The organism is Duganella sp. P38 (assembly GCF_050859475.1).
Taxonomy (GTDB): Bacteria; Pseudomonadota; Gammaproteobacteria; order Burkholderiales; family Burkholderiaceae_D; genus Rugamonas.
This window is the reverse complement of record NZ_CP193936.1, coordinates 3,175,808-3,195,657: the sequence shown is the minus strand read 5'-3', so window position 1 is coordinate 3,195,657 and position 19,850 is coordinate 3,175,808. Positions and strand designations below refer to the sequence as shown.

Here is a 19,850-nt window from a genome sequence, read left to right as displayed (position 1 = left end):
GCCGCCGCCGCAAGGACGCACACACAAATAACGATGCTAGAATGACACGATGAACCCTCTCTACACCGTCGCCGAAATCCGCACCATCGAAAGCGCGGCCGCCGCCACGCTGCCGCCCGGCGCGCTGATGCAACGGGCCGGCCAGGCCGGCGCCAACGCCGCGCTCGACCTGCTCCCGTTCTCCACCGCGCACGCCAGGGTACTGGTGCTGGCCGGACCGGGCGACAACGGCGGCGACGCGCTCGAAGCGGCGGCGCACCTGTCGTTCACCGGCGCGCAGGTCACGCTGATCCACATTGCGCCGGACGGCGCCGCCGCAACCTCGCCTGAGCGGCAGGCGGCGCTACAGCGCGCGCGAAGCAGCGACGCCCGCTTCCGCGAGGCGGACGACGCCAACCTCGCTGGCACCGACTGGAATCTCGTGGTGGACGGCCTGTTCGGCATCGGCCTGAAGCGGCCAATCTCCGGCGCGCTGCGTGGACTGGTGGACGCCGTCAACCGGCTGCGTTGCAGCGTGCTGGCGCTGGACGTGCCGAGCGGGCTGGATGCGGACACCGGCCGCGTGGTCGGGCCGGACGGCGTAGCCATCCACGCCACGCACACCATCACCTTCATCGGCAACAAGCCGGGGCTGCACACCTGCGACGGCCGCGATTACGCGGGGCTGGTCGACATCGCGCGGCTGGAAATCGACGCCGCCCACTTCGCGCCGGCAGCGCTGCACCTGAACGACGTTAAATTTTTCGCCCGGCAGTTGCGCGCGCGCCGGCACAACTCGCACAAGGGCAGTTACGGCAATGTCGCCGTCATCGGCGGCGCGCGGGGCATGAGCGGCGCACCGATCCTGGCGGCGCGGACGGCCATCAACAGCGGCGCCGGCCGCGTCTACACGCTGTTTGTGGAAGAACCGCTGGCAGCCGATCCGGGCCAGCCCGAGCTGATGTGCCGCGCAGCGCAGGATTTCGACCTGGGCCAGGCCACGCTGGTGATCGGCCCCGGCCTGGGCGCCTCGGCGGCGGCAAAGGAATTGCTGTTAAAGGCCATCGCCAGCGGCAGTCCCCTGCTGGCTGACGCGGATGCGCTCAACCTGCTGGCCGATGATGCCGGGCTGCAAACCGCACTGGCACAGCGCGCCGCGCCGACGGTGCTCACGCCGCATCCACTGGAAGCCGCGCGCCTGCTCGGCACCGATATCGGCGCGGTGCAAGCCGACAGGCTGGCCGCAGCGCGTACGCTGGCCGCGCGCCTGCAATCGGTAGTGGCATTGAAGGGCTCCGGCACCGTGATCGCCGCGCCGGACGGCGCCGCCGTTATCAACACCACCGGCAACCCTGCGCTGGCCACCGCCGGCACCGGCGATGTGCTGGCAGGGCTGTGCGGCGCGCTATTGGCGCAAAACTGGCCGCACTGGGAAGCCGTCCTGGGGGCGGTCTGGCTGCACGGCATGGCAGCCGACGTGCTGGTCACCGAAGGCTGCGGCCCGATCGGCCTCACCGCCGGCGAGTTGATCCCCGCCATCCGCACCGCCCTCAACCGGCTGGTGCAACACCAAGCCCGCTAACCCATTCCGTCGTCCCCGCGAAGGCGGGGACCCATGCTGAGTGGTCAGACACGCGCCCTATGGGTCCCCGCCTTCGCGGGGACGACGAGAGGCTAGATCAAGCGGCCGGCGGCAATAGTAATGGTACGGCCACAGCGGGCCGCCATCGCCTGGTCATGCGTGACCAGCACCAGCGTCGAGCCGTGTTGGCGGTTAAGCTCGAACATAAGCTGAATCACGGCCTCGCCGGTGGCGGCATCCAGGCTGCCGGTTGGTTCATCGGCAAACAGCAGCGGCGGTTCAGTGACGAAGGCGCGCGCCAGCGCGACGCGCTGTTGTTCGCCGCCGGACAGGTATTTCGGATAGTGCTTCAGGCGGCTCGACAGGCCAACCCGCGCCAGCATCGCTTCAGCCTTTTCACGGGCCCCGGCAATGCCGGCCAGCTCCAGCGGCAGCATGACATTTTCCACCGCCGTCAGGTGCGCCAGCAGCTGGAACGATTGAAACACGAAGCCAAGCTTTTCCTTGCGCAGCGCGGCGCGGCCATCCTCATCCAGCGCGTAGATGTCAACGCCGTCCAGCACCACTTTGCCGGCGCTCGGCGTGTCCAGGCCAGCCAGCAATCCCAGCAGCGTCGATTTGCCCGAACCCGACGCGCCCACGATCGCCAGCGTCTCGGCCTTTTGCACTGTAAAATCCACCTCGTGCAGTATCGTCAGTTCGCCGGCGGCATCGGCGACGCGCTTGGCCAGGCCTTGGACGGCAATGGCCGGCTGCACACCAGCCGCCGTCACCGGTGACGGCGCCAGCGCCGGGCCGTCCGGCATGAATTGGGTAGACGCTTTAGGGAAATCGGGCATGCTGAATATGGTTAATTGTTTATCTGGAAAAATACTGCGCACCGTTGCCGCCCTGCTCTGCATGGCAGCGGCGACGAGCGCCTATTCTGCACCAAAAACCGTGCTTGTGCTCGGAGATAGTTTGTCTGCGGAATATGGCTTGTCGCGCGGCACCGGCTGGGTCGCGCTAGCCGAGCAAAAACTCAAGCAGAATAACATCGACGCGCTGGTGGTCAACGCCAGCGTGTCCGGCGAGACCACCAGCGGCGGCCGTTCGCGCCTGCCGGCGCTGCTGGCCAAGCACAAGCCCGACCTGGTGGTGATCGAACTCGGCGCCAATGATGGCTTGCGCGGGCTGCCGGTGGCCGCCGCCAAGGCCAATCTGCTGGCAATGAACGAGGCCGCCACCAAGGCCAATGCCAGGGTGATGTTGATCGGCATGCGCATGCCGCCCAACTACGGCCGCGACTACGCCGACAAGTTCTTCGCCATGTATGGCGCATTGAGCAAGGAGATCAAGGCGCCGCTGGTGCCGTTCATGCTCGACGGCGTCGCCGAGAAGCCGCAACTGTTCCAGCCGGACCGCCTGCACCCGCTGGCCGACGCGCATCCGATTATCCTCGCCAATATCTGGCCTACCCTGCAGAAAGCAATTAAAGCAAAATGAAGTATCCGGAAGTTTTAGGCATCGATCAGGTGCTGGCCCAGCTTGACACCTTCGACGCCATCATCGACGCCCGCAGCCCTGCGGAGTTCGCGCAGGATCACCTGCCGGGCGCGATCAACGCGCCGGTGCTCGACGACGAGCAGCGCATCCGCGTCGGCACCATGTACAAGCAGGTGGGCGCGTTCGAGGCCAAGAAGCTGGGCGCGGCGCTGGTCGCCAAAAATATCGCCCGTCATATTGAGGAATTGTGGATCGCCAAGCCGCGCGAGTGGCGGCCGTTGGTGTATTGCTGGCGTGGCGGCAACCGCAGCGGCGCCATGGCGCATATCCTGGCCAAGATCGGCTGGCCGGTGGTGCAACTGGAAGGCGGCTACAAGGCGTTTCGACAGGAAGTGAACGCTGCGCTGGAACAGGCGCCGGCGTTGACGTTCAGGGTGGTGTGCGGCACCACCGGCTCCGGCAAGAGCCGCTTGCTGGAGACGCTGGCCGCGCAAGGCGCGCAGGTCTTGGACCTGGAACAGCTGGCAGCGCATCGCGGCTCGGTGCTGGGGCATCTGCCCAGCCAGGCGCAGCCAAGCCAGAAGGCGTTTGAGACGCGCACCTGGGATGTGCTGCGCCGCTTCGACCGGACGCGCACGGTGTTCGTGGAGGCGGAGAGTAAAAAGGTCGGCAATCTGCGCGTGCCGGCGGCGCTGATGGACACCATGCGTGCTTCGGACTGCATCGCGCTGACGCTGCCGCGCGCCGAGCGCGTCAAGCTGCTGATGGCGGATTACGCGCATTTCCTGCACAGCCCGGAATCGCTGAACGCACAGCTGGAACATCTGACGCAGTTGCACGGCAAGGAAAAAATCGCCCAGTGGCAGGCGATGTCGCAGGCTGGCCAGATGGCTGAGCTGGTCGATGAATTGCTGGCCCAGCATTATGATCCGGCTTATTTGCGCTCGATCGACCGCAACTTTAGCCGCTACGCCGGCGCGCAGCCGCTGGAACTGGCCGATATCGGCGAGGCCGCCTTTGCGGCTGCCGCGCGCAGCCTGATCTAAGCCCCATACGTCATTCCCGCGCAGGCGGGAATCCATGGAACGCCTCAAAGGCCAGCTCGGCATGGATTCCCGCCTGCGCGGGAATGACGGGGTGGATTACTTGACTTCGGTAACGGTAGTGGACGAAGCGATCGGCTTCAGGATTTTCACCTTGGCCTTGGCTTTCAGCAGTTCCACATACTGCGCCATTTCCTGCTGCGCAATCATGCTGCCGATCTGCTCGGCTTCCTGCGCACGCCGCGCCTCATCCTGCGCAGCTGGCTGCTGCACCTTGCTGATGCGGTACAGGCCGTAACCGGTGCCCGGCACGTCAACGCCAACGTAGGCTGGCAGCTTGCTGGTGTCGGCTTTCATCACCGCTTGCAGCGCCAGGCCATTGACGCCTTCAGGCTTGCCGCGCGACACCAGCTTGGCGGCGCCGAAGCCGGTGGCTTCGCCCGATTTCTTGAACGCGGCCAGCTTCTCTTCACCGGCCTTGGCGGCCAGCTTGGCCGCTTCCTCAATCGTCACGCGCTGACGGATCTGCGCATCGACTTCGGCCAGCGGACGCTTGCTGGCTGGCTTGAACTCAACGATACGGCCCGATACCAGCGTGTTTGGCGCGGTTTCAACCGCTTCGGTGTTGCGCTTGCTGCTGATCGAGTCGTTCGAGAACAGCGCGGTCAGGAACTTGGCGTTGTTGTATGGCGCCGGACCGGCCAGCGGCGACGGCGTGCGCGAGACATTGGCGGCGGTTTCGATCTTCAGACCGAGCTTGTCGGCCACCGGCTTCAGGCTGTCAGCCTGCTCGTACACCGTGTTATTGAAGGTTTCAGCCATTTCCGAGTATTTCTTGGCCGCTTGCTGTTTCTTCAGCAGCTCGGCCACGTCGGCTTTTACCACCTCCAGCGGCTTGACCACGGCTGGCTTCAGCTCGGTCACGGTGGCAATGTGGAAACCGGCGTCGGTCTTCACCGCGTCGCTGATCTCGCCCTGCTTCAGCTTGGTAACGACAGCGTACAGCGGCGCCGGCAGCGAGTCCTTCTCGACCACGCCCAGATCGCCGCCCTGGTCTTTCGAACCGGCGTCTTCCGACTTGGCGGCGGCAACCTTGACGAACTCGCCGGGGTTCTTGCGCAGCTCGGCAACGATGGCGTCGGCCTTGGCTTTAGCGGCAGCGACATCGGCGGCGCTGGCGCCCGACTTCACTTCGATCAGGATGTGGGCCGCGCGGCGCACTTCCGCCGTGGTGAACTGCGCCGAATTTTTGGCGTAGTAGTCGGCCACTTCGGCGTCGCTGATATTGACCTGGCTGGCGACAGCGTCGCTGCTCAGCACCACGTATTCGATTTTGGCTTGCTCGGGCACTTCAAAGAACTTGCTGTTCTTGTCGTAGAAGGCCTTGACCATCTCGTCGGTCACTTTAACCTGCGGCACGAAATCGGCCACCGGCAGCAGCAGCTCCTGCACTTCGCGCTCCTGCGAGATGATGTCCGACAGGTTCTTGGCAACGCTGCGCGGCGCGAAGCCGGTGCCTTCCACGGACGTGGCCAGCTGTTGCAGCGCCAGGTCGCGGCGCATGCGGGCGTCGTATTCTTCAGGGCGCAGGCCTTGCTGGGCCAGGATGGCCTTGTAGCGGTCCATGTCGAAATTGGCTGCGCCGCCGAACTGGTCCATGATGACCTGCTGCAGCTGGGCGTCAGGCACGCTCAGGTTGTTGTGGATGACTTCGGCTGCGACGGCGCGCTGCGCGATCAGTTCGTCAAGCACGCTCTGCTTGAACTCCGGCGTGTCGAACAGTTTCTGGTCGAACTGCGCGCCCAGGCGCTGGCGATAAGTATCGAGCTTATTGCGCACGGCGGTGTCGAATTCCTGCTGCGTCAGCGGCTTGCCGTCGATCTTGGCGATGGTGTTGGCGTCGTCGCCAAAGCTCTGGTAACTGCCGATGCCGACGAATGCGAACGACGGCACGATCACGATCGCCAGCAGGATTTGCATCAAGCGTTGATGGGTACGAATAAATTCAAACATGGTCTGCCAATTCGGATTAAGTAGGACACATACAAAAAAGGCGAACCCACGTTCGCCTATTCCGGTTGCCGGATTTTACAAGGAATATATCGGATATTCAATGTTGAATTAACGGTTCCGAAAAAGAAAAACCCCGCAGCTCATATAAGCTGCGGGGTATCTTGTTCTGGCGGAGCGGACGGGGCTCGAACCCGCGACCCCCGGCGTGACAGGCCGGTATTCTAACCAACTGAACTACCGCTCCTGGTTGGGTGCTACATGTCTCGATATTTGTTGGCGGAGCGGACGGGGCTCGAACCCGCGACCCCCGGCGTGACAGGCCGGTATTCTAACCAACTGAACTACCGCTCCAGCTGAATATCAAGGTGCTACATACTACAGTAAAACTTATTTTCTGGCAAATGTTTTTGGTGGGCGGTGAGAGGCTCGAACTCCCGACCTAAGCCTTGTAAGGGCTCCGCTCTACCAACTGAGCTAACCGCCCATTTGCCGGCAGCGAGCAGCTTTGTTACCGCTACTGCTCACTGAAGTCCGTTAGTTTACAGCATCTTTCAAAGCTTTACCAGCTTTAAATTTAGGAACTTTCGCTGCGTCGATGGTGATCTCTTCTTTGGTGCGCGGGTTGCGGCCGGTGCGGGCAGCGCGTTCGCTCACGGAGAAGGTACCAAAGCCGACCAGGGTCACGCTGTCATTTTTTTGCAGGCTGGTGGTTACACCGTCGATCACTGCGTCCAGAGCGCGCGCAGCAGCCGCTTTCGAAATATCAGCGGTGGTGGCGATATGGTCGATCAATTCAGTCTTATTCAAAGCAATTCCCCGTCACAAAGGTTATATCTGTTCCCGCTTAAAATACGGCAACGCATAAAATTTCAGGCCGTATTAAACAAGCCAGCCTACCGCCGTGTCAAGGCTGCACAATAGAAAAATAGGTAAAAATAAAAAAACAGGCGCTATATAAGCGCAATGCCGCTCATTTAAGCCGTCATTCCCGCGCAGGCGGGAATCCATGGGGCGCCCGATGGGCAACTCTGCATGGATTCCCGCCTACGCGGGAATGACGGGAAGCTTAACTGAACGACATTACACCTATACAACACCTGTCCTGTCGATACTACCCGACCTTAGTGCTTGACCACCTCGCCCTGGCCGTCCGGCTTGGCGGCGGCTGCTGCCACCGCCTCCACCGGCGCGGTTTCCACCAGCGGCTGCGGCTGGCGTTCCAGCGCAATTTCCAGCACCTTGTCGATCCAACGCACCGGCACGATCTCCAGCTTGTTTTTGACATTGTCCGGAATCTCGGCCAGATCCTTGACGTTCTGCTCAGGAATCAGCACGGTCTTGATGCCGCCGCGCTGCGCCGCCAGCAGTTTTTCCTTCAGGCCGCCGATCGGCAGCACCTCGCCGCGCAGCGTGATCTCGCCCGTCATGGCCACGTCCGCACGGACCGGGATGCCGGTGAAGACCGACACCATGGCGGTGGTCATGGCGATGCCGGCGGACGGACCGTCCTTCGGCGTCGCGCCTTCCGGCACGTGAATGTGGATATCGGACTTCTCGAACACCTCATTCTTGATGCCCAGGCGCTGCGCGCGGCTGCGCACCACGGTGCGGGCGGCTTCGATCGATTCCTTCATCACGTCGCCCAGCGTACCGGTGCGGATGACATTGCCCTTGCCCGGCATCGACACCGACTCGATGGTCAGCAGGTCGCCGCCCACTTCGGTCCACGCCAGGCCGACCACCTGGCCGATCTGATTCTCTTTCTCGGCCACGCCGAAGTCGTAGCGGCGCACGCCCAGGAACTTGTCCAGGTTTTTCGGCGTAACCACCACCTTCTTCTCCGACTTTTTCAGCAGCAGCATCTTCACTACCTTGCGGCAGATCTTCGACACTTCGCGTTCCAGCGAACGCACGCCGGCTTCGCGGGTGTAGTAGCGGATGATGTCGCGCAGGGCCGCTTCACTGACCGAGATCTCGTCCTCTTTGAGGCCGTTGTTCTTGATCTGCTTTTGCAGCAGGTAACGCTGGGCGATGCTGGTTTTCTCGTCCTCGGTGTAGCCCGACAGGCGGATCACTTCCATCCGGTCCAGCAGCGCCGGCGGAATGTTGAACGAGTTCGAGGTCGCCACGAACATCACGTCCGACAGGTCGAAGTCGACTTCGATGTAGTGGTCGGCGAAAGTGTGGTTCTGTTCAGGATCGAGCACCTCCAGCAGCGCCGACGATGGATCGCCGCGGAAGTCCGCGCCCATCTTGTCGATCTCGTCCAGCAGGAACAGCGGGTTGCGCACGCCGACTTTCGCCAGCGATTGCAGCACCTTGCCCGGCATCGAGCCGATGTAGGTACGACGATGGCCGCGGATCTCGGCCTCGTCGCGCACGCCGCCCAGCGCCATGCGCACGAACTTGCGGTTGGTGGCGCGGGCGATCGACTGGCCCAGCGAGGTTTTACCGACGCCCGGCGGACCGACGAAGCACAGGATCGGCGCCTTCAGCTTGTCGACGCGCTGTTGCACCGCGAGGTATTCCAGAATGCGTTCTTTGACTTTTTCCAGGCCATAGTGCTCGCCTTCCAGCACTTTTTCAGCGTTGGACAGGTCGTTGTTGACCTTGGATTTCTTCTTCCATGGCAGGCTGACCAGGGTGTCGATGTAGTTGCGCACCACGGTGGCTTCGGCCGACATCGGCGACATCAGCTTGAGTTTTTCAGCTCGGCGGTGGCCTTGTCCAGCGCCTCTTTCGGCATCTTGGCCAGCGCGACTTTCTTCTCCAGCTCGTCCAGGTCGGCGCCGTCCTCGCCCTCGCCCAGTTCTTTCTGGATGGCCTTGACCTGTTCGTTCAGGTAGTACTCGCGCTGCGACTTCTCCATCTGGCGCTTGACGCGGCCACGGATGCGCTTCTCGACTTGCAGGATGTCCAGCTCGCCTTCGAGCTGGCCCAGCAGATGCTCCAGGCGCTTGGCGACGCTGAAGATTTCCAGGATCACCTGTTTCTGCTCCAGCTTCAGCGGCAGATGGGCTGCCACGGTGTCGGCCAGGCGGCCGGCGTCGTCGATGCCCGACAGCGAGGCCAGGATCTCCGGCGGAATTTTCTTGTTCAGCTTGACGTACTGGTCGAACTGCTGAACGATGGCGCGGCGCATCGCCTCGATTTCCGAATCGTCGCCCAGCTCGGAATCGAGCGGCGTCAGATCGGCCACGAAGTGCGATGGCGCGTCGGTGATTTTATTGATGCGGGCGCGCTGCGCGCCTTCGACCAGCACCTTGACCGTGCCGTCGGGCAGCTTCAGCATTTGCAGAATATTGGCCACGCAGCCGATCTCATAGATATCGGAAGCAGAAGGTTCGTCCTTGGCAGCGGCTTTTTGCGCGGCAAGCATGATGCTCTTGCCCTGCTCCATAGCGGCTTCCAGCGCCTTGATCGATTTTGGGCGCCCTACGAACAGCGGTATCACCATATGCGGAAATACGACGACGTCCCGCAGCGGCAATAACGGCAGTTGAGTTTGCTCAGTTAATTTGGAAGTTGTCATGGCGTACCTTATGTGAAAGCGTGATTATGATGTGGGCGCTGTTTCGCCAAATCACAAGACCGACCTGCAAGAAATAATTCTGATATTAAAGAATGTTTTCTTGACTCCAAAAGAACAGCTAAATAAAAAAGCCACGCGCGACCGCCGTCACGAGTGGCTTTCCGACTGAAGCCTGTATTCTTTTATTGATTTTTATTGTACCGCCTTGCCCCACGGATGCGAAATGAATTTTGCTGCTGAGTGGGGCAAGTGTGCACAAGTTATTTAATTCTCACCAGAAGCCTTGGCCTGCTCCTGATAAATCAACAAAGGTTTTGCGCCACTGGTAATGGTATTCTCATCAATAACCACCTTAGTAACATTGGATTCATTCGGCAGCTCGTACATGGTATCGAGCAGCGCGTGTTCCAGGATCGAGCGCAGGCCGCGGGCGCCGGTCTTGCGCGCCAGCGCCTTCTTGGCGATCGCGTGCAGCGCGGCCGGACGGATCTCCAGCTCGGCACCCTCCATTTCCAGCAGCTTCGAGTACTGCTTGATCAGGGCGTTCTTCGGCTCGACCAGGATCTGGATCAACGCCTCTTCGGTCAGTTCGTTCAGCGTGGCCACCACCGGCAGACGGCCGACCAGCTCGGGGATCAAGCCGAACTTGATCAGGTCTTCCGGTTCCGCTTCCATCAGCACTTCGCTGACCGCGCGCTCGGACTTGCTCTTGACCGAGGCGCCGAAGCCGATGCCGGATTTCTCCGAACGGTTTTCGATCACCTTGGCCAGGCCGTCGAAAGCGCCGCCGCAGATGAACATGATGTTGGTGGTGTCGATCTGCACGAAGTCCTGGTTCGGGTGCTTGCGGCCGCCTTGTGGCGGCACCGAGGCCATGGTGCCCTCGATCAGCTTCAGCAGCGCCTGCTGCACGCCCTCGCCCGAGACGTCGCGGGTGATCGACGGGTTGTCGGACTTGCGCGAAATCTTGTCGATCTCGTCGATGTAGACGATGCCGCGTTGCGCCTTGTCCACGTCATAGTTGCAGCTTTGCAACAGCTTCTGAATGATGTTCTCGACATCCTCGCCGACGTAGCCGGCTTCGGTCAGCGTGGTGGCGTCGGCGATCACGAACGGCACGTTCAGCATGCGCGCCAGCGTCTGCGCCAGCAGGGTTTTACCGGAGCCGGTCGGGCCGACCAGCAGGATGTTGGACTTGGCCAGCTCGATGTCGTCCTTCTTGCCCAGATGCTTGAGGCGCTTGTAGTGGTTGTACACCGCCACCGACAGGATGCGTTTGGCCGTTTGCTGGCCGATCACGTACTGGTCCAGCAAGTCCTTGATTTCGTGCGGGGTCGGCAGGTCCGACTTGGCGCCCGAGACCGACTCGATGGCCGAGGTCTCGTCGCGGATGATGTCATTGCACAGATCGATGCATTCGTCGCAAATGAAGACCGACGGGCCGGCGATGAGTTTCTTCACCTCGTGCTGGCTTTTGCCGCAGAACGAGCAGTACAGAAGTTTTTCGCCGCTGGAGGATTTTTTGTCTGACATGGGCAGTTTTCTTTGGTTACAGAATGGCTTAGCCGTTGCCGGGAAGCAAGTGATTCATGAAATGCAGTCCGGAAAAATCCGCCTACAATCACATGCTACCCGAAATAAAACGAAACGCCCGAACGATTAATCGTCCGGGCGTCTTTTTAGCAATGCTGCGGGGAAGCATCAAGCCCGGTTGGTCAACACTTTGTCGATCAGACCGTACTCCACCGCTTCTTCCGCCGACATGAAGCGGTCGCGGTCGGTGTCTTTGGCGACCTGCTCGATGCTTTGGCCGGTGCGTTCCGCCATGATCGAATTCAGGCGGTGGCGCAGGTAGAGGATTTCCTTGGCCTGGATCTCGATGTCCGACGCCATGCCCTGCGAGCCGCCCGAAGGCTGGTGGATCATCACGCGCGAGTTCGGCAGCGAGAAGCGCTTGCCCTTGGCGCCGGCCGCCAGCAGGAAGGCGCCCATCGAGGCGGCGATGCCGGTGCACAGCGTCGATACGTCAGGCTTGATGAACTGCATCGTATCGAAGATCGCCAGGCCGGCCGAGACCGAACCGCCAGGCGAGTTGATGTACAGCGAGATGTCCTTGTCCGGGTTTTCGCTTTCCAGGAACAGCAGCTGGGCGACCACCAGGTTGGCCATCTGGTCGTTGACCGGACCGACCATGAAGATAATGCGTTCCTTGAGCAGGCGCGAGTAGATGTCGTAAGAGCGCTCGCCGCGACCGCTTTGTTCCACCACCATCGGGACCAGACCCAACATTTGCGTGTCCAGTGCCGGATTACGGTTCATACCAGTCATTCTATTTCCTTGTGAAGCAGTCAGGTTAGAAATTACTACGACCGTCATTCCCGCGCAGGCGGGAATCCATGGAGCGCTTGCTCAGCATGGGTCCCCGCCTGGACGGGGACGACGGCGGCAGCGCTGTCTTTATTCTAACCTAACTGAATTACGCTTGTGCGTTGCTTCCCATCAGTTCGTCAAAGGCGATAACCTTGGACGAGGTTTTCGACAGGCCCAGCACGTAGTTGACGACGTTTTCTTCCAATACAAGGGCTTCGACTTCGGCCAGGCGGCGGCGATCGCTGTAGTAGTACTTCAGCACTTCGCGCGGATCTTCGTAGCTTTGTGCGAAGTCTTCGATCTGGGCCTTGACTTGTTCCGGTTGCGCTTGCAGGTTGTTCTCGCCGACCAGCTGCGACAGGATCAGGCCCAGGCGCACGCGGCGCTCGGCTTTTTCAGCGAACAGTTCTGGCGGGAATGGCACGTCCTTGACGTTCATGCCGCGCTGCGCCATGTCCTGGCGGGTCATTTCGGCCAGGCGCTCGGTGTCCTGGGCGATCAGCGATTTCGGCACGTCCAGGGTCGCGGTCTTGACCAGGGTTTCCATCACGGCTTCCTTGTTGCGTGCTTTCACGCGACCGGCGACTTCACGCTCCAGGTTGACCTTGATGTCTTCGCGCATTTTGGCGACGTCGCCGTCGGCCACGCCCAGCGATTTGGCGAACTCGGCGTCCACTTCCGGCAGGTGCGCCCATTCCAGTTTTTTCAGGGTGATGGTGAACGAGGCGGTTTTGCCGGCCACGTCTTTGCCATGGTAGTCTTCCGGGAAGGCCAGCGGGAAGGTCTTCGACTCGCCCACTTTCAGGCCGACGGTGGCGGCTTCGAATTCCGGCAGCATGCGGCCTTCGCCCAGCACGAACGGGTAGTCTTCGGCTTTACCGCCCGGGAATTCCACGCCGTCGATCGAGCCGACGAAGTCGACGGTCACGCGGTCGCCGTTGGCGGCGATGGCTGCGCCGCCGTCGCCGTGTTCACCGGCTTCGCCCTTGGTGTGGAAGTGCACGCGCTGCTTGCGCAGGATTTCGATGGTCTTGTCGATTTCAGCGTCGCTGACTTCGGCCTTGACGGTTTCGATTTCCACCTTGGTCAGGTCGCCGATTTCGACTTCCGGGTAGACTTCGAAGGTGGCGTCGAAGGTCAGCACGCCGGCTGGCGATTCTTGCTTAGGTTCGATGTTCGGGAAACCAGCCACGCGCAGCTGGTTTTCGTTTGCGGCGTCGTTGAAAGCGCGGCCAACTTTATCATTCAGCACTTCGGTTTCGATCTGATAACCGTATTGTGCTGCGACCATTTTCAGAGGAACTTTGCCCGGACGGAAGCCTGGTGCCTTAGCCGTTTTGGCTTGCACTTTCAGGCGCTTCTCAACTTCAGCGCGGACTTCGGTCAGCGGGAAGGAGATCGTGATACGACGTTCGAGTTTGCCCAAGGTTTCGACTGCAGTTGCCATGTAAAAATCGTCCAAAAAATAAAAAGTACAGTTGGTGCGAGGAGGGGGACTCGAACCCCCACACCATTGCTGGCGTCAGGACCTAAACCTGGTGCGTCTACCAATTTCGCCATCCTCGCGGCTTGTTTGCACAAAAGCAAAGGGCGACCCGTAAGTGAAAACGGTCGCCCTATTCCTGCTCTTATGCAGGAGCTTTCAACTTCAACGCGATATTCTAACGGGTTTTTCGCGGAATGGTGACGATTTTTACTATGTCGCCAACATTCCGCTAAAAAAACTAATATTTTGCTTAATTAGTAGGCTTTTTCACCCGGAACCACGCCGCATACAGGGCCGGCAGGAACAATAAAGTCAGCGCCGTCGCCAGGATAAGCCCACCCATAATCGCCACCGCCATCGGCCCCCAGAATACCGAGCGCGACAGCGGAATCATCGCCAGCGCGGCGGCGGCCGCGGTCAGGATGATCGGCCGGCAGCGCCGCACCGCCGATTCGACGATGGCGGTCCATGGATCGTGGCCGGCCTGGATGTCCTGCTCGATCTGGTCGACCAGGATCACCGAGTTACGGATGATCATGCCGAACAGCGCGATGATGCCGAGGTTGGCGACAAAGCCCAGCGGCCGGCCCAGCAACAGCAGCGCCATCGCCGCGCCAGCCACGCCCAGCGGCCCGGTCAGGAACACCAGCAGCGCGCGCGAGAAGCCATGCAGCTGCAGCATCAGCAGCGTGAAGATCAGGAAGATCGCCAGCGGCAGGTTGGCCGCGATCGAGGCCTCCGCCGCGCCGCTGTCCGAGGCCGCGCCCTTGACCGTGATGGCGTAGCCGGCCGGCAGCGCGTCGCGCAGCGCCTTCAACTGCGGCTCGATCTGGCTGGAGACCGTCGGTCCCTGGATGTGGTCGCCCACGTCGGACTGCACGGTGATCGCCCAGTCGCGCCCTTCGCGCCACACCACGCCCGGCTCCCAGACGAAGTGCGCGCGCGCCAGCTGGCTGATCGGCACGTACTTGCCGCTGGCGGTCGGCACGCTGGTATTGTTCAGCACCGAGATCGTGGCGCGCTCATCGAACGGCTGGCGGATGCGGATATCGATCAGCTTGATGCCCTCGCGGAACTGGCCGACCGTGGTGCCGGACAAAATGGTATTGGCCGTGCGCATCACCGTTTGCGAGGTCACGCCCAGTGCGCGCATCTTGTCCTGGTCCAGGTCCAGCCGCAGCACCTTGATCGACTCGTTCCAGTTGTCGTTGACGCCGATGGTGTTCGGGTTGGCGCGCATGATGTCCTTGACCTGGTCGGCGATGGCGCGCACCTTGTCGACCTCGGTGCCGGTGACGCGGAACTGCACCGGATATGGCACCGGCGGCCCGTTCGGCAGCAGCTTGACGCGGCCGCGCACTTCCGGGAAGTCATGCTTGAAGACATCGACGATCTTGTCGCGCAGCGCCGCGCGCGCCTTCAAGTCTTTCGGCAGCACGACAATTTGCGACACATTGGTCTGCGGGAAAATCTGGTCCAGCGGCAGGTAGAAGCGCGGCGAGCCGGTGCCGACATAGCTGGTCACGCTCAGCACGCCCTCCTGCTGGCGGATGAAGGCTTCGAACTTCTTCACCTGCGCCTCGTTGGCCGCAAAGGTCGTGCCTTCCGGCGTCCACATCTCGACCATCAGCTCGGGCCGGCTGGAATCCGGGAAGAACTGCTTCTCGATGAATTTAAAACCGTACACGCCCAGCGCGAACACCGCCAGCGTGGCGCCGATGGTGATCCAGCGGTACTCGACGCACCAGTTGACCAGCGCGCGGAAGCGGCGGAAGCCGGGCGTGTCGAACAGCTCATGTTCGCTGCCGCCGTCGGCGTGCGGCTTCACTTTCAGCAGCACGTAGCCGAGGTAAGGCGTGAACGTCACCGCCACCACCCACGAAATCACCAGCGCCAGCGCGTTGACCGAGAACAGCGAGAAGGTGTACTCGCCGGCGGTCGACTTGGCCAGGCCGATCGGCAGGAAGCCGGCCACCGTGATCAGCGTGCCGGTCAGCATTGGAATCGCCGTGGATTTGTAGGCGAAGGTGGCGGCGTCAAAGCGCGACATGCCCTCCTCCATCTTGCGCACCATCATTTCAACTGCGATGATGGCGTCGTCCACCAGCAGGCCCAGCGCGATGATCAGCGCGCCCAGCGAAATCTTGTGCAGGTCGATGTCCAGCATGCGCATGAACAGGAAGGTGACCGACAGCACCAGCGGAATACTCAGCGCCACCACCAGGCCCGGACGCACATCCAGCCGCAGCCGGGGCTTGCTGTGCAGGCCCAGCGCGACAAAGCTCACGCCCAGCACGATCAGCACCGCCTCGATCAGCGTGTGCACGAACTCGCCCACCGATGCTTTCACCGCCTGCGGCTGGTCGGACACGCGCTCCAGTTCAATGCCGACCGGTAGCTTGGCCTTCATCGCGGCCACGGTCTTTTCCATGTTCTGGCCAAGCTGGATGATGTTGCCGCCCTTCTCCATCGACACGCCGAGGCCGATGACTTCCTTGCCATTGAAACGCATCTTGTTGCCCGGCGGGTCCTGGTATTCGCGCTTGACGGTGGCGAAGTCGCCGAGGCGGAAGGTGGTGCCGTTGGCGCGCAGCTCCAGCTCCTCGAGGTCCTTGACGGTCTTCAGCGCGCCGGTCACGCGCACTTGCAGGTTATCGGTCGGCGTCACCAGCACGCCGGTCGACTCGACCGCGTTCTGCGTGGCGATCTGGTTGACGATCGCGTCGAACGGAATGCCGAGCTGGGCGAATTTCTTGTGCGAGAACTCGATATTGATCTTCTCGTCCTGCACGCCGAACAGTTCGACCTTGGACACCAGCGGCACGGCCAGCAGTTGCTGGCGCGCGAAATCGGCGTAGTCCTTCATTTCGGCATAGGTAAAGCCGTCGCCGGACAGCGCGAAGATCGAGCCGTAGGTGTCGCCGAATTCATCGTTGAAGAACGGCCCCTGCACGCCGGCGGGCAGCGTCAGCTTGATGTCGCCGATCTTCTTGCGCACCTGGTACCAGGCGTCCGGCACGCTTTTCGGCGACGTCGATTCACGCAGCTTGAGGATGATGAGCGTCTCGCCCGGCTTGGAATAGCTGGAAATCTCGTCGATGCCCGGCGTTTCCTGGAGTTTTTCTCCAGCTTGTCGGTGACCTGCTCGGCCATTTGCAGCGCGGTCGCGCCCGGCCATTGCGCCTGCACCACCATGGCGCGGAACGTAAACGGCGGATCTTCGTCCTGCCCCAGGTTGATGTAGCTAAGCGCGCCGCCGATCAGCAGCACGGCGATCAGGTAGCGCGTCAGCGGAATATGTTCCAGCGCCCAGCGCGAGAGGTTGAATCCTTCCTTCATTTGGCGGCCCCGGCGGCGGCGACCGGCGCTGGCGCGGTCGCCGGCAGGTCGTTACCGAGAATCTTGACCTTCTGGCCCGGCTTCAGCAGGTTGACGCCGGCCGTCACCACGGTCTGGCCGGCCTTCACGCCGCTGGACAACACAATCTCGTTGCCGGCCACGCCGCCGATGGTCACCGGCACCAGCTTGACGGCGCCCTGCTCCACCAGCCACACCGAGCTGGCTTTCTTCTCATAGAACAGCGCCGTCAGCGGCACCTTGATCTGCGGTGCCGGCGTCTTCGAGGCAAACTGCACCACGGCCGTCATGCCCAGCTTGGCCTCGGACAGCGAATCGGGAATCGACACCTTGGCGGTGTAAGTGCGGGTCGATGGATCGGCCACCGGCGACATTTCGCGGATCTTGCCGGGCGCGCTGCGCTTCGGGTCGGCCCACAGGCGCACCTGCACGTCCTCGACCTTGCGCAGCGTATCCACCTTGTCTTCCGGTATGCCGATGACGATTTCTTTTTCGCCCGACTTGGCCACTGTGACCACCGGTGTACCGGCCGCCACCACCTGGCCGATTTCAGCGCTCACCGCCGTCACCACGCCGTCCACATCCGCCACCAGCGACGAGTAAGCAGCCTGGTTGGACTGGCCGCGATAGGCGGCCTGCGCAGCGTCCACCTGCGCCTGCGCCGATTTGTAGGTCGATTCCTTGGAGTCCAGCACGGCCTGGCTGACGAAGCTCTTGCTGCGCAATTCCTGATAGCGCGCCAGTTCGGCCTTGGCTAGGTCGCGGTTGGTTTCGGCCGCGCGCAAGCTGGCCAGCGCCTGCGCCTGCGACAGTTGCAAATCCTGCGGATCGAGCTGCATCAGCAGCTGTCCTTTTTAACCAGCGTGCCCACGTCAACCTTGCGGCTGACAATCTTGCCGCCGACGCGGAAGCCGAGCTGCGACTCGACGCGCGCCCGGACTTCGCCGGAGAACTCGGCATGGATATCGACATCGCTGGCGGCAAGCTGGATCGCTCGCACCGGGCGGATATCTTCGGTTTTCTCGACCTGCTTGGAACAGGCGCCCAGCAGAGCCAGCGCCGAGGCGGCGACCAGCACGTTCTTCAAAGTAGACACGACGGCATCCTTTTAATGACTGAAGGGTTATTTATTGATTATAAGCCGAACAACCATCTTTGCAAATGACCTTTGCGTCATTAATTTATTTAGCCTTGCTCTTGTTTCAAGATGCCACTACTATTACGCGCTGGAAAAACCTCAAACCGGCAATTGCCGTCTCTGCGCCCATGCCGGTAGATCATTACGAAAACTTCCCTGTCGCCTCCATCCTGCTGCCCAAGCGCCTGCGCCCGGCGGTCGAAGCCATCTACGCCTTCGCCCGTAGCGCCGACGACCTGGCCGATGAGGGCGAGGCGACGCCGGAAGAGCGCCTGGCCGCGCTGAACGCCTACGAGGCGGCGCTGGCGCGCATCGAGCAAGGCGCCACCGACCATGCGCCGATGTTCGAACGGCTGGCCCAGGTGATGCGCGAATATGATATGCCAGCCAGGCCGCTGTACGACCTTTTGTCGGCGTTCAAGCAGGATGTGGTGGTGTCGCGCTACCAGACTTTCGACGCGCTGCTGGACTATTGTGCGCGTTCGGCCAACCCGGTCGGCTTCATGATGTTGCACCTGTACGGCGAGGCCAGCGAGGAAAATGTGCGCGATTCCGATGCGATCTGCTCCGCGCTGCAACTGATTAATTTCCTGCAGGATGTGGCGATCGACCTGCACAAGGAACGTATTTATATTCCGCTGGAAGATTTGAACCGTTTCGCGGTATCGCCTGCCGCGCTGGACAATCCGAGCGCGCGTCCGCGCTGGCGCGCACTGATGCGCTTTGAAGTAGACCGCGCGCGCCAGCTGATGCTGAGCGGCGCGCCGCTGGCCCTGCGCCTGCCGGGCCGCATCGGCTTCGAGCTGCGCATGGTGGTGCAAGGCGGCCTGCGCATTCTGGATGCGATCGAGGCGGTCGAGTACGACATTTTCCTGCATCGCCCCAAGCTGGCCAAGCGCGACTGGATCGGCATTGTCTGGTCGTCGATCCGCATGAAAAGCCGTCTGAAAGCCGCGCTCCGCACCGCTTGAGCGATCTCAATTGACGCCACTGGCGGGAAGCCCATACTGGGAAACCAGCAAGGAGCCGCGCCATGGCCGACATCAGCACAGAGCTAGTTGACGCAAAGATTGCCACCGTCGAGGCGCCAAACGCCGCGCAGCTGGAGGCATTTCGCGCAACGGTCAACGCCCTGATCGCGCGCATGGACCGCTTCGAGGCGCGCATCCATCAGGATATGCGCGAGTTCAAACACGACGTCGGCATCATGATCGCCGACCTGAAGAAAACCGTCATTATCACCTGCATCAGTGCCACGCTGGCGACCGGGCTGGGCGTGGCCGCGTTCAATGCCGCCCTGCTGAGCAATATGCGCGCCTCCTACGACTCAGGCAAGGAAGCCGGCGAGTGGCGACGCGATATGGCGGTGCAAAATGAAGCGAATCGCAAAATGCTGGCGGAAAATCAGAAAATGCTGGCTGAAAACCGCCAAATGATGGAAGAAATCAAACAGGAGCGAGCGTCTGGGCGGTGTTAAGCTTCTGGCTGTCGTTACGCTCGCGCATGGCTGGCGCGGCCGATGACGGCGGCGACGGCACTTTCGGCGTGGCCATCGGCGCCGGCGGCTTGGACTGCTTCAACACCAGCTCGCGCACCAGCGCCGCCTCGGCTACCGACTGCGCCGTCTGGCAATTCACGCCCTCATTGGAAATCTGCCATTCCTGGTAATCCCCCATGCTCAGCGTGCGCAATTTCTGCTCGGTCATCGCCTTGCAGCGACCGGCAACCAGCTTCGCCTCATCCAGATGCTGGGTGTAATACGTGGCAGTTTTCATCGGCGCCGTATCGCCCGCAGACGAGCCTTCACACCCGGCAAGCACAGGGAGGAAGATCATGGCGGCAACAATCTGAACATTCATATGCAT

14 protein-coding genes, 4 tRNA genes and 2 pseudogenes are annotated in these 19,850 nt (G+C 61.7%); 5 read left to right on the top strand and 15 right to left on the bottom strand.

Going from position 1 to position 19,850, the window contains the following annotated elements; genetic code table 11:
- The first annotated feature begins 49 nt into the window (after positions 1 to 49).
- On the top strand, positions 50 to 1,561 hold the full coding sequence (locus tag ACRQ5J_RS14830; protein WP_432377660.1) for an NAD(P)H-hydrate dehydratase: 1,512 nt from the start codon (positions 50 to 52) through the stop codon (positions 1,559 to 1,561).
- A gap of 92 nt (positions 1,562 to 1,653) precedes the next feature.
- Here the strand turns inward: ACRQ5J_RS14830 and ACRQ5J_RS14825 are convergent, their stop codons facing one another.
- Positions 1,654 to 2,367, bottom strand: a complete 714-nt coding sequence (locus ACRQ5J_RS14825; RefSeq protein ID WP_432383656.1) for an ABC transporter ATP-binding protein — start codon at positions 2,365 to 2,367, stop codon at positions 1,654 to 1,656.
- A 94-nt stretch (positions 2,368 to 2,461) separates the two neighbouring features.
- Here ACRQ5J_RS14825 and ACRQ5J_RS14820 point away from each other — a divergent pair, with 94 nt between their 5' ends.
- Together ACRQ5J_RS14820 and mnmH are read left to right on the top strand one after the other, a co-directional pair.
- Positions 2,462 to 3,046 (top strand): arylesterase, encoded by a 585-nt coding sequence (locus ACRQ5J_RS14820; protein ID WP_432377659.1) that lies wholly within the window; start codon positions 2,462 to 2,464, stop codon positions 3,044 to 3,046.
- Positions 3,043 to 4,092, top strand: coding sequence for a tRNA 2-selenouridine(34) synthase MnmH (gene mnmH / locus ACRQ5J_RS14815; protein WP_432377658.1), 1,050 nt, complete (start codon positions 3,043 to 3,045; stop codon positions 4,090 to 4,092). Before ACRQ5J_RS14820 ends, mnmH begins: the two co-directional genes overlap by 4 nt.
- 96 nt (positions 4,093 to 4,188) lie before the next feature.
- Here mnmH and ACRQ5J_RS14810 read toward each other — a convergent pair whose 3' ends face one another.
- The 13 genes and pseudogenes from ACRQ5J_RS14810 to ACRQ5J_RS14750 form a co-directional block, all read right to left on the bottom strand.
- Positions 4,189 to 6,102: a SurA N-terminal domain-containing protein gene (locus ACRQ5J_RS14810; protein ID WP_432377657.1), complete on the bottom strand. Its 1,914-nt coding sequence runs from the start codon at positions 6,100 to 6,102 to the stop codon at positions 4,189 to 4,191.
- A 167-nt stretch (positions 6,103 to 6,269) separates the two neighbouring features.
- Positions 6,270 to 6,346: transfer RNA gene (locus tag ACRQ5J_RS14805), tRNA-Asp, on the bottom strand.
- Between the two features lie 30 nt (positions 6,347 to 6,376).
- Positions 6,377 to 6,453 (bottom strand) — tRNA-Asp (locus ACRQ5J_RS14800).
- A 57-nt stretch (positions 6,454 to 6,510) separates the two neighbouring features.
- A tRNA-Val gene (locus tag ACRQ5J_RS14795) sits at positions 6,511 to 6,586 on the bottom strand.
- Between the two features lie 50 nt (positions 6,587 to 6,636).
- Entirely contained in the window at positions 6,637 to 6,909 is a 273-nt protein-coding gene (locus tag ACRQ5J_RS14790; protein ID WP_179672348.1) for an HU family DNA-binding protein, read from the bottom strand.
- Between the two features lie 314 nt (positions 6,910 to 7,223).
- Positions 7,224 to 9,634: pseudogene (lon, locus tag ACRQ5J_RS14785) on the bottom strand (endopeptidase La).
- Between the two features lie 264 nt (positions 9,635 to 9,898).
- The gene (gene clpX / locus ACRQ5J_RS14780; protein WP_432377656.1) at positions 9,899 to 11,167 is read right to left on the bottom strand and encodes an ATP-dependent Clp protease ATP-binding subunit ClpX; all 1,269 of its coding nucleotides are present in this window, start codon (positions 11,165 to 11,167) and stop codon (positions 9,899 to 9,901) included.
- 168 nt (positions 11,168 to 11,335) lie between these two features.
- A complete protein-coding gene (clpP, locus tag ACRQ5J_RS14775; RefSeq protein ID WP_371867239.1) occupies positions 11,336 to 11,953 on the bottom strand; it encodes an ATP-dependent Clp endopeptidase proteolytic subunit ClpP in 618 nt (205 codons plus the stop codon).
- Positions 11,954 to 12,110: 157 nt separating this feature from the next.
- A complete protein-coding gene (gene tig, locus ACRQ5J_RS14770; RefSeq protein WP_432377655.1) occupies positions 12,111 to 13,451 on the bottom strand; it encodes a trigger factor in 1,341 nt (446 codons plus the stop codon).
- A gap of 32 nt (positions 13,452 to 13,483) precedes the next feature.
- Positions 13,484 to 13,570: transfer RNA gene (locus ACRQ5J_RS14765), tRNA-Leu, on the bottom strand.
- Between the two features lie 170 nt (positions 13,571 to 13,740).
- A pseudogene (locus ACRQ5J_RS14760) lies at positions 13,741 to 16,829 on the bottom strand (efflux RND transporter permease subunit).
- Positions 16,826 to 17,686, bottom strand: a complete 861-nt coding sequence (locus tag ACRQ5J_RS14755) for an efflux RND transporter periplasmic adaptor subunit (RefSeq protein ID WP_432377654.1) — start codon at positions 17,684 to 17,686, stop codon at positions 16,826 to 16,828. The pseudogene ACRQ5J_RS14760 and the gene ACRQ5J_RS14755 overlap by 4 nt, the downstream one beginning before the upstream one ends.
- Entirely contained in the window at positions 17,686 to 17,943 is a 258-nt protein-coding gene (locus ACRQ5J_RS14750) for a hypothetical protein (protein WP_432377653.1), read from the bottom strand. The genes ACRQ5J_RS14755 and ACRQ5J_RS14750 overlap by 1 nt, the downstream gene beginning before the upstream one ends.
- A 170-nt stretch (positions 17,944 to 18,113) precedes the next feature.
- Between ACRQ5J_RS14750 and hpnC the strand changes: the two genes are divergently transcribed.
- Both hpnC and ACRQ5J_RS14740 read left to right on the top strand, forming a co-directional pair.
- A complete protein-coding gene (gene hpnC, locus ACRQ5J_RS14745; protein ID WP_432377652.1) occupies positions 18,114 to 18,956 on the top strand; it encodes a squalene synthase HpnC in 843 nt (280 codons plus the stop codon).
- 62 nt (positions 18,957 to 19,018) lie between these two features.
- Complete coding sequence (locus ACRQ5J_RS14740) at positions 19,019 to 19,462, top strand: hypothetical protein (protein WP_432377651.1); 444 nt, start codon at positions 19,019 to 19,021, stop codon at positions 19,460 to 19,462.
- Here ACRQ5J_RS14740 and ACRQ5J_RS14735 read toward each other — a convergent pair.
- Positions 19,431 to 19,760 (bottom strand): hypothetical protein, encoded by a 330-nt coding sequence (locus ACRQ5J_RS14735; protein WP_432377650.1) that lies wholly within the window; start codon positions 19,758 to 19,760, stop codon positions 19,431 to 19,433. The two genes, ACRQ5J_RS14740 and ACRQ5J_RS14735, sit on opposite strands and share 32 nt — an antisense overlap.
- Positions 19,761 to 19,850 lie beyond the last annotated feature (90 nt).

Coding starts and splice junctions, on each gene's coding strand:
- ACRQ5J_RS14820 (WP_432377659.1), top strand. CDS start 2,462: ATGGCAGCGGCGACGAGCGCCTATTCTGCACCAAAAACCGTGCTTGTG.
- mnmH (WP_432377658.1), top strand. CDS start 3,043: ATGAAGTATCCGGAAGTTTTAGGCATCGATCAGGTGCTGGCCCAGCTT.
- ACRQ5J_RS14825 (WP_432383656.1), bottom strand. CDS start 2,367: ATGCCGGACGGCCCGGCGCTGGCGCCGTCACCGGTGACGGCGGCTGGT.
- tig (WP_432377655.1), bottom strand. CDS start 13,451: ATGGCAACTGCAGTCGAAACCTTGGGCAAACTCGAACGTCGTATCACG.
- clpP (WP_371867239.1), bottom strand. CDS start 11,953: ATGAACCGTAATCCGGCACTGGACACGCAAATGTTGGGTCTGGTCCCG.
- ACRQ5J_RS14740 (WP_432377651.1), top strand. CDS start 19,019: ATGGCCGACATCAGCACAGAGCTAGTTGACGCAAAGATTGCCACCGTC.
- hpnC (WP_432377652.1), top strand. CDS start 18,114: ATGCCGGTAGATCATTACGAAAACTTCCCTGTCGCCTCCATCCTGCTG.
- ACRQ5J_RS14810 (WP_432377657.1), bottom strand. CDS start 6,102: ATGTTTGAATTTATTCGTACCCATCAACGCTTGATGCAAATCCTGCTG.
- clpX (WP_432377656.1), bottom strand. CDS start 11,167: ATGTCAGACAAAAAATCCTCCAGCGGCGAAAAACTTCTGTACTGCTCG.
- ACRQ5J_RS14755 (WP_432377654.1), bottom strand. CDS start 17,686: ATGCAGCTCGATCCGCAGGATTTGCAACTGTCGCAGGCGCAGGCGCTG.
- ACRQ5J_RS14830 (WP_432377660.1), top strand. CDS start 50: ATGAACCCTCTCTACACCGTCGCCGAAATCCGCACCATCGAAAGCGCG.
- ACRQ5J_RS14735 (WP_432377650.1), bottom strand. CDS start 19,760: ATGAAAACTGCCACGTATTACACCCAGCATCTGGATGAGGCGAAGCTG.